The organism is Pseudoxanthomonas mexicana (assembly GCF_046736355.1).
Taxonomy (GTDB): Bacteria; Pseudomonadota; Gammaproteobacteria; order Xanthomonadales; family Xanthomonadaceae; genus Pseudoxanthomonas_A; species Pseudoxanthomonas_A mexicana_B.
Genome location: NZ_CP157201.1, coordinates 579791 through 596795, shown reverse-complemented (window position 1 = coordinate 596795; position 17005 = coordinate 579791). Strand labels below are relative to the sequence as shown.

The following is a 17005-nucleotide window of genomic DNA, read 5'->3' as shown; positions in this document are numbered from 1 at the left end:
GACGACGGGCGTGGGAGGCAGCGGCTCATGGCTGCACCTCCTTGCCTTCATCCGCATCCGTGGCGGTTGGCCTCGGCCCCACGATCGGCCGCTGGTCGGCCGAATCGGTGGCCTGCCGCGGCGCGCGCGCCGGCTTGCTGTCGAAACGCAGCGGCGACTGCCCGCGCTCGTTCTCCGGCGCACGCACCTCGCCCTGGGTACGGCGCGCCTTGACCTGCTCGATCACCGGGTTGGAGCAACTGCCCTCGATGAAGTCGGCGCGGTGCAGCTCGCCGTTCTTGAGGTCGATGAACAGGCTGTCGGCATCGCCCAGGTTGCGGTTGCTGCTGGTGGTCAGGCGCGAACCGGTGGGCAGGGTGGACGGATCCACCTTCAGCGTGTGGCTGTTCGGCGGCAGGCCGCAGTAGCTGTACTTGCCTTCCGAATCGCTGACCAGCCAGGTGCCGTCCTCGAAGTACAGGCGCACGCCGGGGATGCCCAGTTCCTCGCGGTCCTGCACGTGGTTGGCGTTGCAGTCGACGAAGATCTTGCCGAGCACGCAGCCCTCGTCGGTGAACACGCCGCCGCTGACGATCACCCGGTACTCGGCCGGGTTGGACGTCACCACGCCGCCGCCCGGGTACGGCGCGAGCGTGTCCGGATCCACGCAGCCGCCGGCGATGGAGCAGCCGTAGGCGCGCGCGCGGTTGATGCCGTCGCCCTGCTGGCTGCCCACGCCCACGCGCACGCGGTAGGTGAGCGTCTTCTGCGCGCCCACCGCCAGCGGGCCGGCGTCGAACACCAGGGTCGGGCCGGGCTTGCCCAGCGGGTTGGCGATGCCCGCGCCGTCCACGCGCGCGCTGCCGTCGATGTAGGTGAAGCCGTGCGGCAGGCGGTCGATCACGTTGACCGTGGCCAGCGCCGCGCCGGCGGTCTGGCGCAGGGTGATGGTGTACAGCAGGGTGTCGCCCACCTCCACCGTCTTGCGGTCGCCGACCTTGGTGATCACCAGTCCCGGCGCGACCTGCGGGTCGAGCGGGATGTGGTTGTGCACCGGCACCGCCACGCCCGAGCCCAGGGTCAGCTCAAGGTAGTAGGTAGTCGCGCTGCCGGCCGGGCCGGTCGGCGCGGTGGCGTTGGTCTGTACCGGATAGCCCACGCCCGGGGTCGACGGCGGCGTCAGCGGCGAGGTCTGCGCCGGGATCATCGTCGACTGGAACGTGTAGCCGGCCGGCGGCGTCACCGCGAGCTGGAAGCGGCACGAGGCCGGCGCGTCCGGACCCAGCAGGAACTGGTAGAAGCCGTCCGCGCCCACCGTCATCGACACCGAGCCGCCCTGGATGGCGTAGCCGCCCAGGGTGGCGTTGAGCAGGTGCTGTTCAGGCGCATAGCCCGGGCAGCTGCCGACCGGCGTCAGCGTCACCCGCGAGCCCGGCACCGGGGTGCGGGTGACTGCGTCGTACACCACGCCGCCCGGGTTCAGCGGCAGGCTCTGCTGCGGCAGGTTGGCGCCCGGCGCCAGCACCACCGACAGGCGGGTGCTGCCGCCCTCGTTGCTGCGGCAGGAACTGGCGCCGCCATTGGCCAGGGCGTCGGCGGCGTTGCAGGGCACCGGCGGCCCGGCGGGGGTGTCGCCGCTGACCGGCAGGCCCCACACCGCGCCGGTGGCCGGGTCGCGGAAGCGGATGTCCAGCGGTACGCCCGGCACCAGGTCGGCGATGGAATAGCCGCCATCGGCACCGGTGACGGCGGTGCCGACGACCTGGCCGCCGGCATCGAGCACTTCCACCCGCCAGCCGGACAGACGGCGATCGCCGCCGTCGATCACGCCGAAGCCGCCGCCCTGGTCCAGCCAGACCGTGCCCGACAGCGACGCCGACAGCTGCACCGCGGTGGGCAGGCGGCAGGCGTTCTGGGTGATCGCCGGGTCGCACACCGGCAGGTTGGCCGGATTGCCCTCGAAGTCGGCGCGCTCGCCGGGCGTGGGGATGCGGAACTCGTTCTCGCCGCCGCCCTCGACCAGCACCGCGTTTTCCACCGGCGAGGCGGCGGCCGCGGAGGCGTCCACGCGCACCTGCGCCACGATGGCGTCCGGCGAGGTCGCGCCGGCGGCGATCGCCGTGCTGCTGGCGCAGCGGAAGCGGTTGTCGCCGGCCGCGCCGGTGCAGGTCCAGCCGCCGCCTTCCGGGGTGGCCACCAGGGTCACGCCGGCCGGCAGGCGATCCTCCACCACGTACTCGCCCTCGCTCGGCCGCTGGCCGATGTTGCGCACGCGCAGGGTGTAGCTGGCGATGTTGTTGACGGTGAAGATCGCCGGCGTGGCGGCCTTGCTGACCACCAGGTCGGGGGAGTCGCCGATTTCACCGAAATCGTTGTCCACCGACTGCCCGCCCGGCGGCAGCACGATGCCGCTGATCGCCGACGGCGTGGTGCTCACCGGCGTGGCCGTGCCGACCACGGTGCCGTCGATGGTGCCGGCGCGGGTGGTGCCGTTGAGCGTCTCCGGCGGCTGGGTCGGCTCGGTCACCGTGTAGGTGCCCGGGCGCAGCCCGTCGAAGCGGTAGCGGCCCTCGCCATCGGTGATCACGGTGACGCTGACGGCTTCGCCCAGGTCGTTGGTGCCAGTCAGCACCAGTTCGACGTTGGCATAGCCCTGCTCGCCGGCGTCGATGACGCCGTTGTTGTTGCCGTCGTTGTAGACGCGGCCGGAGATGGAGCCGACGGGGATCTCGCCGAAGTCGTTGCCTTCCACGTCCTCGCCCACGCCCAGGGTGATGCCAGTGATGACCGAGGGCGTGGTGATCGGCGGCGTGGCGGTGCCGCCGCCGGTGCCGGCCACGGTGATGCCGTTGACGGTGCCGGCCGGCTGCTCCGGCTCGGTGATGGCGTAGGTACCCGGCGGCAGTTCGGTGAAGGCGTAGCCGCCGTCCGGCTGGGTGGTCACTTCGCGGCTGACCGCATTGCCGGCAAGATCGGTGCCTTGCAGTCGTACCAGCACGCCGTCGATGCCTACTTCGCCAGCATCGATCACGCCGTCGTTGTCGTCGTCGCGCCACACCCGCCCGCCGATGGAACTGTTCAGCGGTATCTCGCCGAACAGGTTGTCCACCGAGGCGCTGCCCGGCACGGTCAGGTTCACCCCGGCAATCACGCTGGGCACCGTGCTGATGGGCGTGGCCGTGCCCGACGTGACGCCGCCGACGCTGCCGGCCACGGTCTGGCCGTTGCTGGTGCCGGCCGGCTGGTCGGGTTCGGTCACCGTGTAGGTGCCCGGGCGCAGGCCTTCGAAACCGAAGTCGCCGTTGACGTCGGTGAGGGCGGTCAGCGAGACGGCCGCGCCGGTGTCGTCGGTGCCGCTCAGCCGGATCGTCACGCCCGCGATGCCGGTCTCGGCGGCGCCGGCCTGCACCCCGTCGTTGTCGGCGTCGTAGAACACCCGACCCGACAGCGACACTGCGAGGGTCTCGCCGAAGTCGTTGTCCACCGAAGCGCCGCCCGCCGGCAGCACGATGGCGGACACGGCGCTGGGCACGGTGGCCACCGGCGTGGCGGTGCCGTTGGGGGCGCCGGCGACGGTGCCGGCCACGGTGGTGCCGTTGAGGGTGGCCACGCCGGCCACCACCGGCTGCGCCGGTTGCTGGGTCACGGTGTAGGTGCCGGCCAGCAGGTCGCCGAAGCGGTAGTCGCCGTTGGCGTCGGTGATCGCGGCCGCCACCGCATTGCCCAGCGCGTCCACCGTGCCTGCCGGCAGCGACACGCCGACGCCGGCGATGCCGTTCTCGCCCGGATCGCGCACGCCGTTGTTGTTGGCATCCAGCCAGACGTTGCCGGACAGCGACGCGGCCCGTTCGCCGAAGTCGTTGCCGCTGGAACCGGCCGCGGGCAGGTTGCTGAGGGCGACCGTGTTGCTCGTGTTCTGCCGGCCATCGGCCAGCCCGGTCGGCTGGGTCTGGACGATGCGGTAGTCCTGGCCGGTGATGGCGCCGCCGTAGCTGTAGTCGCCATCGGCATTCGTGGTCAGAGTGACCGGGGCCGGGTCGTCGGGCGTGCCGTATACGCCATCCAGGCCGGCGCCTTCGATGACCACGGTGACGCCGGGGATGCCGGGTTCGCCGCCGTCCTGGTCGCCGTCGTCGTTGCGGTCCAGGTAGACCGTGCCGCTGATGATGGCGTTGGCCAGCTCGCCGAACAGGTAGCCGGTGGCGGCCTGGCCGGCGGAGAGGGCGATGCCGTCGATCACGTTGGGCGCGCTGGCGCTGCCCGGGGTGGCGGCGTTGCCGGCGGTGTGGCGACCGTCGATGTAGCCGGCCGGCTGGGTTTCGGTGAGCGTGTAGGAGGTGCCCGCCTGCGGCGGCAGCAGGTCGCGGAAGACGTAGCTGCCGCTGGCATCGGTCTGCACGCTGGCATTGACCGGGTTGCCCTGCAGGTCGGTGCCGCTCAGGGTCAGGGTGGCGTTGGCGATCGGATTCTCGCCGGTGTCGAAGGCGCCGTTGTTGTTGCTGGCGGCGGTGGCGGAGAAGTCCTCGAACACCGCGCCGGCCAGCGAGCCGAGGATTTCGCCGAAGTCGTTGCCGGTGCTGCCGGCCGCGGGCAGCGCGGCGATGTCGATGACGTTGCCGGCATTCTGGCTGCCGTTGCCGTAGCCGTCGGGCTGGGTCTGGGTGATGCGGTATTTCTGGCCGACCACCAGCCCGGTGAACTGGTAGGCGCCGTTCGCATCGGTCAGTACGGTCACCGGCGCCGGATCGTCGCCGCTGCCGAAGATGCCGTCCGGGCCGGCGCTGGCCAGGGTGAGGGTGACGCCCTGCAGGCCGCCGTTGGGGCTGGAATTGACGCTGCCCGCATCGCCGGCGTCGAAGCTGCCGTTGCCGTTGCGGTCCACGTAGACGCTGCCGCCCAGGGCGGCGATGGCATCCTCGCCGAAGTTGAACGCGGTGCCGTCCAGGCCGGCGCCCAGATCGACATTGCCGATGCGGTCGGTCGTGGCATCGTCGCCGCCGACGCCGGTGCCCGCGATGCAGCCGCTGGCGCAGGCCGCGCCGCCGATCAGGCCCGGGTTCACCGCGGCGGGACGGTTGCGGTAATTGCCCGCCGGCAGCACCTGGCGCAGGGTGTAGGCCACCCGCGGGTCCAGGCTGGTGAAGCTGTACTCGCCGCTGGCATTGGTGGTGGTGGTGGCCACCACGGTGCCGGTGGCGGCATCGAGCAGTTCGATCGTGGCGCCGGCGATGGCGCCGTCACCGGCGTCGCGCACGTCGCTGTAGTTGGCGTCGATGTAGACGAAGCCGGACAACGACGGGCGGCGCACTTCCGGGAAGTGGTAGCGGGTGCCGGTATCGCTGGCGCCGACCGGGATGGCGCTGTAGCTGGAATCGGGCGCGCCGGCGGCATAGGTGCCGCCCAGCGAGGGCGCATTGCCGCCGCTGGCGGGCGGGTCGATCGGGCCGTTGACGTAGCCGGCCGGCTGGGTCTGGGTCAGGGTGTAGCCGTCCCCGTTCGACGGCGCCAGGTTGTTGAACGTGTAGCTGCCGTTGGCATCGGTGGTCGCGTTGCGATCCACCGCATTGCCATAGGCGTCGGTGCCGGTCAGCCTGATGGTGACGCCGGAGATGCGCGGCTCGCTGCCGGCGGCCTGCGGGATGCCGCCGTTGCCGCCGCTGCGGTCGCGGTCCTGGAACACCACGCCGGCCAGGCTGGAGCGGGTCACCGCCAGCGGCACCGTGACGCTGTTGTTGCCCGGCACCGGATCGACCTGTTCGGTGCTGACCGTGGCGGTGTTGTTGGCGCTGCCGCCGCTGGGATAGCTGTCCCAGCGCGCAGGCACGATGATGCGCACGCGGCCGGTGGCGGTGACGTCGCCCAGGTTGCAGGTGACGGTGCCGGCGGCGTTGCTGCAGGTGCCGGTGCCGGCGTGCTGCACATCGCTGCCGCCGGCCGGGCCGTCCTTGCGCCAGCTGATGGCGCCGGTGACCACCAGGCCACTGGGCAGGGTGTCGATCACCTGGGTGCCGGTGCCGTTGAGCGGGCCGCTGCCGCTGCGGTCCAGCGACAGGCTGGCGCCGGGGCCGCGGTTTTCCACTTCGATCACGTAGAAGAACGGCTGCCGGATCGTCACGCTGGCGACGCTGGCCGGCAGGGCGATGCCCGGATCACCGTCGGGCGCCGTCACTACCGCCGCCTTGGCCACCGCCAGGTCGGCGCGCGAACGGATCGTGGTTTCCTGGGTGGCCGTGTTGTTGACCAGGTTGGTGTCGGTTTCGCTGGCGCTGGCCACTACCACGTTGGCCAGGGTGTCGCCGGAAGCCGCCGGCGGGGTCTCGTAGAGGAAGCGCAGGTACAGCGTGCTGGTTTGCCCGCTGGCCACCACGCCCGGCTGGTTGGGCGTGAAGCCCATGCCCGGCATCAGGCAGTCCAGCACCAGCGCCGCGCCGGTGGTGGGATTGCTGCCGGTGGTCACCGCGCAGTCAGATTCGACGAACGGCCCCGTCGGGGTCGCGGCGGCGCCGATGTAGCGCACGGTCCGCCCGGCCGGCGGGGTGATGGTGTCGGCGATGCGCATGCCGGTGGCCAGCGAGGGGCCGTTGTTCCGCACCGTCACCTGGTAGGTGATGAGGTTGGCGTTGACGTCGGTCGAGTCGTAGCCCAGCGGGTCCACGCCGCCGGTGAAGCCGGTGTCCACCTTGTTGGTGATGAGATCGACCTGGCCCTGCTCGAACGGCAGCGTGGCCTGCTTGCTGTCGTCGGCCGCGCTGGTGTCGGTGTTGTAGTTGAAGCCACCCTTGGCGTCGCTGCCGATCGCCGAATCCGCGGTGCCGTCGCCATCGCGGTCGAAGTAGAAGTCGGCCACGTTGGTGAACGTGCGGCCGGTATTGCCGGTGTTGACGTTGGGCCGGATGACCACGGTCAGGGACTGGGTCGTTCCGCTGTTCATCGACAGCGGCGTGCAGGTCAGGGTGATCTGCGCCGGTCCGGCGCTGGAGTTGGAGTACGAAGTGCCGCCGGTGGCCGGCGAGGCGGTGACGCCGGGACCTGCCGTGGCCGTGCAGGCAGTGGCGCCGCCACCGCTGCGCGCGGCCGAGATCAGCACGAAGCCGGCATCGTTGGCCGGCAGGGTGAACACGTCGCGGAACACCACGCCCGGCACCGTGGACGGTCCCTGGTTGAGATAGGACATCACGTAGGTGGTGTGGACGCCGACGCGGCCGGGACTGCCCGAGGTGATGTTCTTGGCGGTCACCCGCACGTTGGCGGTGCGCTCGACCTGCAGCCAGTCCGAAGCGCTGTTGGTGGTGCGCACGATCGGGCCGATCGCCCCCGGCTCGGAATCGTCGATGCCGACGGTGGCGGTATTGCACCAGGCATCGGTGGTGGCGGCGCCACCGCAGGTCCCGGCGCCGCGGCTCATGCTGTCCTGCAGCGGGCCGCTCACGGTCAGCACGAATTCGGCCTCGGCCCCGTTCGCCAGCACCGTGGTGCCGGACTCGCACGTCGCCGTTGCGCCGCTGACCGCGCAGCTCCAGCCCGAGGGCCGGCTGGTCACCGCCACGCTGGTGCGGCCGCTGATGTAGCCGGGCACGGTGTCGCTGACGACCACGCCGGCAGTGCCGTCCGGGCCGTTGTTGGCCACCTTGAGGGTGTAGGTGTGGCTGGTGTCGCTGATGGTGAAGCGGTTGTCGCCGGTGCCCGGGCCATTGGTCTGCTTGCTGATGACCAGGTCGGCACGCTCGGCGGTGGCGCGGGTGCCGGGGGTGACCTCGCAGTCGTTGCCGTTGTTGGGATCGAGGTTGACGCCGTTGGCGGTCAGCGGCTCCAGCGTCCCTTCCGTGCCGCCGGTGCAGGCGCGGTTGGCCAGCAGCCCGGGCGCGCGGGCGCGGGTGGTAAGGGTCAGCGTGGGCGCGGTGCCCCCCACCGCCAGCGGCAGCGAGCCGGCGTCCAGGGTGCAGGTCACGTGCTGGCGTGCGGGCGGCGCCGCATAGGGCTGGTCGGCGCTGCAGGTCCAGGAATCGGAACCGCCCAGGTATTCCTCGCCCGCCGCCAGCACGTCCACCACCTGCACCTGGCCGGTGGCCGCGCGCGGCCCCTCGTTGGTCACCGTGATGGTGGAGGTCATGCGGCTGTCGAGCGGGTGCGGGTCGCTCTCGCCCCGCCAGGTGGTCACCAGCAGCGGGGTCTTGCTCTTGGTCAGCGACAGGTCGGCGCCATCGGGACGCACGGTGAAACCGACGCTGGCGTTGTTGTTGCCGGAGACCGGATCGGCGGTCGCGGAAGAAGCGATGGAGGCGGTATTGGTGACGCTGCCGCTGCTGTTGGGTCCGGTCGACGGCACCGTGGCGATGATGGTGAAGACCTCGTCCGATCCGATCGGCATGGCGGACGCGCGCGTGCAGGTGCGCGTGCGGTTGCCGGCATCGTTGCTGCAGCTCCAGCCCGGCGGCTGGGTGCCGCCGGTGATCACGAAGCCCGCCGGCAGCGTGTCGGCCAGGGTGACGTCCTGCGCCACGCTGGGGCCCAGGTTGCGCGCGGTCAGGGTGAAGGTGACCGGATCGCCGGCAACGGCGGGATTGGCCGATACCGCCTTGGCCAGGCGCAGGTCGGCGCCCGGGATCACCGCGGTGGTGACCTCGGCGTTGTTGTTGTTGGGCCGGGTGTCCGGCGCGGTGCCCGCCTGCACCACCGCCCCGTTGGTGATGTTGCCGCTGCCGACGTTGACCCGGGCGCGCAGGGTGAAGCTGCTGCTGGCGCCCAGCGCCAACGTGCCGGCGTGGGTGGCGGTCACCGTGCCTGCGCCGGTGCTGAACGTCCAGCCCGGGCCGCTGCCGCTGCCGGCCACGTAGCTGGTGTTGGCCGGCAGGGTATCCACCACCCGGAAGTTGGTTGCGGCGCTGGGACCGTCGTTGGTCACCTTCAGCGTATAGGTCACCTCCGCGCCGCCCACCACCGAGTCGGGCGTGGCCGACTTCTCCAGCCGCAGGTCGCTGGAATTGGTCAGCGTCGTGATCTCGGTGCGGGTGTTGTTGCTGGTATTGCTGTCGCCGCCGAAGAAGGCGCTGGCCGGGGTCAGGCTGCTGATCGGCGTGCCGGCCGCGGGCAGGCTGGCGCCAAAGCCGATCGCGCCGCGCATGGTGACCGAGCCGGGCTGCACGCCGGCGGTGTTGACGCCGATCTGGAAGCTCACCGGCAGGCCGCCGCTCAACAAGGTACCCCGCAGGTCGCCGTGGCTGCAGACGATGCGGGTGGGCACGCCGGCATCGGCGCTGCAGAAGCCCGGCAGGCTGGCGGCGGTGGTGCCGGTGGGCAGGTCGTAGATGCTGTAGACGTTGGCGGCGGTATCGCCGGCGCTGTTTTCCAGGGTGATGCTGTAGACCACCGCGCTGCCCGACGGCAGCGGGTCATGGCCGGCATCGGAGAGATCGGTGATCTGCAGGTCGGCCGACCAGGCCAGCGGCGAGGACAGGCACAGCGCGACGCCTGCCAGCCGCGTCCAGCCCTGCACCGGCGGGCGCCGCCGCGGCTTGCCCGGATTCTGGATGCTGTTCCGTGCCGCCTTCATCCAGGCATGGATGGCGCCGAACGCCGCTGAAAACTTCTTGTTCACCCGCTTACCCCTGGATCGCGCTTGCAGGCATGCACGCGAAGAAGCCCCGCACGTCCTGTTGCAGGCGCAACCGATCGGACGGGATTCAACGGGCACGGCACTGGAATGGAGCCGCCATCACGAAAATCCCCAGTAGGCGGCACGCATATTTTGTATTCCCCGTCACATTTCGGTCAATTCGACGGAAGTCTTGCGCCCTGTCGAAAGCGGCTGCGCCGACGGCATTGGGACAGACCCGCACGCCTTCCGTTGCCGGCCGTCCGCGGCATGTTTGGCTGAAAAACCCGCGAAAACTGGGGCAGGCACGGGGGCATTCCGGCCAGCAGGAAACATCGTGGCAGCGTCGCCCCGCCTTCCGAGCCATTGATAAAATCAATGGCCGCGTGGGCCGTGGCGCACAAAAAAAGACGCCGCCGGCTTGCCGCCGGCGGCGTCGCTAGGGGTGTTACGACAGCGGAAGGCTCAGGCCGCCTTTTCCCGATCGTAGAACTGCTCCTCCTCGGTCGACCCGGTCAGCGCGGTGACGCTGGAGCTGCCGCCCTGGATGACGGTGGTGACGTCGTCGAAGTAGCCGGCGCCCACTTCCTGCTGGTGCGAGACGAAGGTGTAGCCCTTCTCGCGGGCGGCGAACTCGGCCTCCTGCACCTGCTCGACGTAGTGCTTCATGCCCTGCCCGCGCGCGTAGTCGTGGGCGAAGCGGAAGGTGTTGAACCAGTTGATGTGGATGCCGGCCAGGGTGATGAACTGGTACTTGTAGCCCAGCGCCGACAGCTCGTCCTGGAAGCGCGCGATCTGGGCGTCGTCCAGGTTCTTCTTCCAGTTGAACGAGGGCGAGCAGTTGTACGACAGCAGCTTGCCCGGATGGGCGCGGTGCACGGCCTGGGCGAACTCGCGGGCGAAGCCGATGTCCGGCGTGCCGGTCTCGCACCAGACCAGATCGGCGTACGGCGCATAGGCCACGCCGCGCGAGATCGCCTGCTCCAGGCCATTCCTGACCCGGTAGAAACCCTCGCCGGTGCGCTCGCCGGTGACGAACGGGCGATCGTTGGCGTCGAAGTCGGAGGTCAGCAGGTTGGCCGCCTCGGCGTCGGTGCGCGCCAGCACGATGGTCGGCACGCCCAGCACGTCGGCGGCCAGGCGCGCGGCCTGCAGCTTCTGCACCGCCTCCTGGGTCGGCACCAGCACCTTGCCGCCCATGTGGCCGCACTTCTTCACCGCCGCCAGCTGATCCTCGAAGTGCACGCCGGCCGCGCCGGCGACGATCATGTTCTTCATCAGCTCGTAGGCGTTGAGCACGCCGCCGAAGCCGGCCTCGCCGTCGGCGACGATCGGCAGGAAGAAATCGATCGCGTCCTTGGCGTCCAGCTTGCCGTCGCAGATGTTCTTCCACTGGATCTCGTCGGCGCGCTGGAAGGTGTTGTTGATCCGGCGCACCATCGTCGGCACCGAGTCGTAGGCGTACAGCGACTGGTCCGGGTACATGGTCTCGCTGGTGTTGCCGTCGGCGGCGACCTGCCAGCCGGACAGGTAGACCGCCTCCAGCCCCGCCTTGGCCTGCTGCATCGCCTGGCCGGCGCTGATCGCGCCGAAGGCGTTGACGTAGCCCTTCCTGGCCTCGCCGTTGACCAGCTTCCACAGCCGCTCGGCGCCGCGCCGGGCCAGGGTGTGCTCCGGTTGCAGGCTGCCGCGCAGGCGCACCACGTCGGCGGCGGAATAGTCGCGCTTGACGCCCTTCCAGCGCGGGTTGCTGTCCCAGTCCTGCTGGATGGCGGCGATCTGTTGCTCTTTGCTGGTCATGATGCTTCTCCGGTGGGGAATGCGGATTCAATGGGTCTTGCAGGAAGCAGCTCGGCGGCGGTGACGAATCCCGTCCCCCGAATGCCGAATCCCGGCTTCTTCAATCGATGCGCGCATATGCGGGCAGGGTCAGGAACTCGGCCAGTTCGTCGGCGCGGCTCAGTTCGTCGAGCAGCGCGATGGCCTCGGCGACGCGGGCGCCGCCCGGCAGCTTCTGCGCATCGCCCAGCCGCGCCGGCAACGCGGCCAGCGTGCGCTGGAGCAGGGCATGGTCGATCTGGGCGCCGTCGCACAGGTGCACGTCGGGGGTGTGCAGCCACTGCCAGATCTGCGTGCGCGCGATCTCGGCGGTGGCGGCGTCCTCCATCAGCCAGTGGATCGGCACGCAGCCGTTGCCATCCAGCCAGGCGGCCAGGTAGCGCACGCAGACTTCCACGTTGTTCTCGAAGCCGGCGCGGGTGATGGTGCCGGTGCAGGGACGGATCAGGTCGTCGCGGGTCACCGCCACGTCCTGCCGCAGCACGCCGTGCTGGTGCGGCTGCGGCATGTGCTCGTCGAAGATCGCGCGCGCCACCGGGATCAGCGCCGGGTGCGCGACCCAGGTGCCGTCGTGGCCGGCGCTGACCTCGCGCAGCTTGTCGGCGCGCACGCGCGCCAGCGCCTGCTCGTTGGCGGCCTCGTCGCCGTTGATCGGGATCTGCGCGGCCATGCCGCCCATCGCGTGCGCGCCGCGGCGGTGGCAGGTCCGGATCAGCAGTTCCGAATACGCCTTCAGGAACGGCTGGTTCATCGTCACCTGGCCGCGCTCGGGCAGCACGCGGTCGGCGTGCCGGCGGAAGGTCTTGATGTAGGAGAAGATGTAGTCCCAGCGCCCGCAGTTCAGCCCGACGATGCGATCGCGCAGCGCGTGCAGGATCTCGTCCATCTCGAACACCGCCGGCAGCGTCTCGATCAGCACGGTGACCTTCATCTGCCCCTGCGGCAGGCCCAGCGTGGCCTCGATGTGCGACAGCGCGGTCTCCCACAGCGCCGCCTCCTCCATCGACTGCAGCTTGGGCAGGTAGAAGTACGGGCCGCGGTCGCGCGCGGCCAGCGCGCGCGCGTTGTGGAAGGCGAACACCGCCAGGTCGAACAGGCCGCCGGCGATCGGCGCGCCATCGACCAGCACGTGCTTCTCGTCCAGGTGCCAGCCGCGCGGGCGCACCACCAGCACCGCCTGCTCCTCGTGCGGGCGCAGCGCGTAGTGCTTGCCGGCGGCGTCGAAGGTCAGGTCGCCGCGCACCGCGCCGATCAGCGCGCGCTGGCCGGCCAGCAGGTTCTTCCAGGTCGGCGAGGTCGAGTCCTCGAAGTCGGCCATGAACACCCGGGCGCCGGAGTTCAGCGCGTTGATGACCATCTTCGGCTCGACCGGGCCGGTGATCTCGACGCGGCGGTCGGCCAGCGCCTGCGGGATCGGCGCGACCTGCCACTGGCCCTCGCGGATGGCGCGGGTGTCGTCGCGGAAATCGGGCAGGCCGCCGCCGTCGAAGAACGCCTGCCGCCGCCGGCGCGCGGCCAGCCGCACCTGGCGCTCCGGCTCGATGGCGCGGTGCAGCGAAACCAGCAGCGCCAGCGCGGCCGGCGGCAGCAGTTCGGCCTGGACGGACAGGCCGGCGGTCAGGGTGATGCCCGGCGTAGGACGGCGCGGGGACGGGAACGGCGTGGCGATGGCATGGGCGGCGGCGGACATGGGCTTCATCCGGATGGGGTGAATTCACCGTGCGCTGCAGCATGATATTTGACAAAGCAGTTTTATCAATGCATTAAATAAGCATGACTTATATCAATTGAAATCATGTCCAAGTCCCCGCCAGCATTGAGATTTCCGTACAAGTCCGACCGCCTGAAACCGCTGCGGGCGTTCTGCCAGACGGTCAGGCTGGGGTCGGTTTCGCGCGCGGCCGAGGCGCTGTACGTCAGCCAGCCGGCCATCTCGCTGCAGCTGCAGGCGCTGGAAAGGGAACTGGGGGTGCGGCTGTTCGAGCGCAGCGGCCGGCGGCTGGCGCCCAGCCGCGAGGGCCAGCTGCTGTTCGAGCTGGCGCAGCCGCTGGTCGAGGGCATCGACGGCCTGGAAGCCAGCTTCCGCGACAGGCTGGGCGGGCTGGACGCCGGCGAGCTCAACATCGCCGCCAACAGCTCGACCATCCTCTACCTGCTGCCGAGGATCGTCGAACACTTCCGCGCCCAGCACCCGGACGTGCGGCTGACCCTGCACAACGCCATCACCGCCGACGGCACCGACCTGCTGCGCTCGGACGCGGTGGACCTGGCGGTCGGCTCGATGACCGACGTGCCCGCCGACCTGAGCTACGCGCCGATCTACCGCTTCGAGCCGCTGCTGATCACCCCGCCCGACCACCCGCTGGCGAAGAAGACGCCGCTGCGGCTGGAGGACATCTCGCCGTACGGCCTGATCCTGCCACCCAAGCGCCAGATCACCTACCGGCTGGTGGACCTGGTGTTCCAGCAGCACCGGGTGCCGTACACGGTGGCGCTGGAGGTCGGCGGCTGGGAGGTCATCAAGCAGTACGTGGCGATGGGCATGGGCATCTCCATCGTCAGCTCGATCTGCCTGGGCGAGGGCGACCGCGAACGCCTGTCCGCCCGCCCGCTGGCGCAGTGGTTCCCCGCGCGCAGCTACGGGGTGGTGGTGCGCAAGGGCAAGTTCCTATCGCCGCAGGCGCGCGCCTTCATCGAGCTGATCCAGCCGGACCTGTTCGTCCGCCGCGAATACGACGAATCCGGGCATTCGGAGCGCTGAACGCGCGGCTCCGGCGGGCGCCGCCGATCAAGATCGGCATGCCGCCGCCGATAGCCCACGTTACGGGCCATCGTGCGCGACTCCCCGCCGGGAGGACGCGCGCGGCCTGATCGTCATCCAATGGATCCCCAGGTGGAAACAGGCAAGCCCCCGCCAGACCCCCGCCGCGGCGCAAGCGCCGTCTGGCGGACGCTGCGCCCGCCGCGGATATCGCCGCTGCTGTGGGCGGCGACGGTGATGCTGGCCGGCACGCTGATCACCGGCTGGATCGCGTTGGGCGAATGGCGCGACCAGCAGCGCCAGCGCGAGCAGGCGCGGCAGGCGCTGGCCGACACCGTGCCGGAGCGCCTGCATGCGCCGCTGCGGCAGGCCTCGGACGTGCTGCGCGCGATGCAGACGGTGTTCCTGTCCAACGACCGCATCGACGCGCGGCAGTTCGAGCAGTTCCACCACAACCTGCGCAGCCCGCTGCCGCGCCCGCTGTACTCGTCGCTGGCCTACGCGCCGCGCCGCGGCGGCGATGCCTCCACGGCGGTGTCCTACCGCTACGCGCTGGTCGCGCCGCGTGCGGGCAACAGCGGCCTGCTCGGCTTCGACATGGTCCTGCAGCCGGCCAACCTGCGCGCGCTGCGGCAGGCGCGCGACACCGACACGGTGGTGATGTCCGCGCCGTTCGACCTCAGCCCCAACACCCCGGCCGGCATGGATCCGCTGGGCATCACCGTGCGCCTGCCGGTCTATTCCAACGGCCCGATGCCGGATTCGGTGCAGGCGCGGCGCGAGCGCGAGATCGGCGCGCTGGCGATGGGGCTGCGGCTGCAGCCGCTGATCGCGCGCGCGCTGGACGGCGCGGTGCTGGACACCTTCCGCGTGCGCGTGCGCGACGCCGCCGCCGACGACGACGCCTCTTTCTACGATTCCGGCGCCGAAGTCGAAGCCGCGACCGCGTCCTACCCGCGCGAGCTGGCGTTCGGCGGCCGGCGCTGGGTGATCGAACTGGTGCCGCGCCCGCATCCGCTGGACACCACCGCGCTGAAGATCATCGTCGCCGTCGGCCTGACCATCAGCCTGCTGCTGGCGCTGCTGCTGTGGTCGCTGGCCACCACCCGCCTGCGCGCGGTGACGCTGGGCCGGCAGATGGGCCAGCGCTACCGCGACAGCAAGGCGCGCTTCCGCGCGCTCAACGAACTGCTGCCGGCGCTGGTGCTGCTGGCGCGCGGTCCCGCCGGCACCATCAGCTACGCCAACCAGGCCGCGCGCCGGCACCTGGGCGACGTCGCCGGGCAGCCGCTGGCCGCGCTGTTCGCCGATCCGCAGCTGCGCCAGCGGCTGATCGCCGAGGAGGAAACCGGCGGCGAATGGACCAACCTGGAAGCGATGATGCACAGCCCCGGCCGGCATGCGTTCTGGGCCAACACCTCGATCGCGCGGATCGTGCTGGCCGGCGAGCCGCACCTGCTGATGGTCGCCACCGACATGTCCGAGCAGCGCGAGCTGACCGAGCGGCTCAGCTACCAGGCCAGCCACGATGCCCTGACCGAGCTGTTCAACCGCGGCGAGTTCGAGCGTCGCGTCGAGCAGGCGCTATCGCAGCGCAGCGCCGACAGCCCGCCGTGCGCGCTGCTGTACATCGACCTGGACCAGTTCAAGCTGATCAACGACGTCTCCGGCCACATGGCCGGCGATCAGCTGCTGGCGCAACTGGCGCTGGCGATGCGCCAGCAGCTGCGCGAGGGCGACATCCTGGCGCGGCTGGGCGGCGACGAGTTCGGCCTGATGGCGTTCCGCATCGACGCGCAGGGCGCCTGCGCGCTGGCCGAGCGCCTGCGCACCTGCATCGAGGCGCTGATGTTCGCCTGGCAGGACCGCACCTACACCATCAGCGCCAGCATCGGCGTGGTCACCATCGACCACGGCGAGCCGTCGCTGAAGGACGTGCTGGCCTGGGCCGACACCGCCTGCTACCAGGCCAAGGAGAACGGCCGCAACCGCGTGCACCTGTACCGCCAGGACCAGGAGACCACGCGCCGGCACGGCGAGATGGAATGGGCCAACCGGCTGCGCTGGGCGATCGAGCAGGACCGCATGCTGCTGGACTACCAGCGCATCCTGTCGCTGGACGGCCGCGGCGGCGATTCCGGCATCGAGCTGCTGCTGCGCCTGCGCGACGAGGACGGCGGCATCGTGCCGCCCGGCACCTTCCTGCCGGCGGCCGAGCGCTACGGCCTGATGCCGACGCTGGACCGCTGGGTGATCCGCACCGCGCTGGCCAACTTCCCGCGCCTGCACGCCGAAGGCCAGCGCCCGGCCTGCGTGGCGATCAACCTTTCCGGGGCCAGCATCGAGGACGAGGACCTGGCCGACTTCATCCTCGCCTGCATCGACGACTACGGCGTCTCGCCGGACAAGCTCTGCTTCGAGATCACCGAGACCGTGGCGGTGCGCAACCTGCTCAAGGTGGTCGGCGTGATCGGGCGGCTGCGCGGCGCCGGCTGCAGGATCGCGCTGGACGACTTCGGCGCCGGCATGTCCTCGTTCGGTTACCTGAAGAACCTGCCGGTGGACCTGATCAAGATCGACGGCAGCTTCATTCGCGACCTCGACAGCGCGCCGATGAGCCGCACCATCGTCAGCGCGATCGCCGAGATCGGCCACCAGCTCGGGCTCAAGGTGGTCGCCGAATGGGTCGGCGACCGCCACACCGCCGATCTGCTGCACACGCTGGGCGTGGACTACGGCCAGGGCTTCGGCCTGCACCGGCCCGAGCGCGTGCAGTTCCAGCGGATGGAGCACGCGCCGCTGCAGCCGTTGCCGCGCTGAGGCGCCCGCCTGCA

Annotated in this window: 5 protein-coding genes; 2 read left to right on the top strand and 3 right to left on the bottom strand. The window is 70.7% G+C overall.

Translation table 11 applies throughout. The features are described from left to right. Positions 1-25: 25 nt before the first annotated feature. The 3 genes from AAG688_RS02540 to aceB form a co-directional block, all read right to left on the bottom strand. Positions 26-9574 carry an SdrD B-like domain-containing protein gene (locus AAG688_RS02540; protein ID WP_411833800.1) on the bottom strand — a complete coding sequence of 3183 codons (9549 nt, stop codon included), beginning with the start codon at positions 9572-9574 and terminating at the stop codon, positions 26-28. Positions 9575-10036: 462 nt separating this feature from the next. Then, positions 10037-11374 (bottom strand): isocitrate lyase, encoded by a 1338-nt coding sequence (gene aceA, locus AAG688_RS02535; RefSeq protein WP_411834918.1) that lies wholly within the window; start codon positions 11372-11374, stop codon positions 10037-10039. A gap of 97 nt (positions 11375-11471) precedes the next feature. Next, positions 11472-13100 (bottom strand): malate synthase A, encoded by a 1629-nt coding sequence (gene aceB / locus AAG688_RS02530; RefSeq protein WP_411833799.1) that lies wholly within the window; start codon positions 13098-13100, stop codon positions 11472-11474. Positions 13101-13205: 105 nt separating this feature from the next. On the opposite strand from aceB, the gene AAG688_RS02525 reads away from it, so the two are divergent. Together AAG688_RS02525 and AAG688_RS02520 are read left to right on the top strand one after the other, a co-directional pair. Further along, entirely contained in the window at positions 13206-14171 is a 966-nt protein-coding gene (locus tag AAG688_RS02525; RefSeq protein WP_411833798.1) for a LysR family transcriptional regulator, read from the top strand. A gap of 120 nt (positions 14172-14291) precedes the next feature. Next, positions 14292-16991: an EAL domain-containing protein gene (locus AAG688_RS02520; RefSeq protein ID WP_411833797.1), complete on the top strand. Its 2700-nt coding sequence runs from the start codon at positions 14292-14294 to the stop codon at positions 16989-16991. Positions 16992-17005 lie beyond the last annotated feature (14 nt).

Bases quoted from the DNA above. Each gene is read 5' to 3' on its own strand.
- aceB (WP_411833799.1), bottom strand. From the start codon at position 13,100: ATGTCCGCCGCCGCCCATGCCATCGCCACGCCGTTCCCGTCCCCGCGC.
- AAG688_RS02525 (WP_411833798.1), top strand. From the start codon at position 13,206: ATGTCCAAGTCCCCGCCAGCATTGAGATTTCCGTACAAGTCCGACCGC.
- AAG688_RS02520 (WP_411833797.1), top strand. From the start codon at position 14,292: ATGGATCCCCAGGTGGAAACAGGCAAGCCCCCGCCAGACCCCCGCCGC.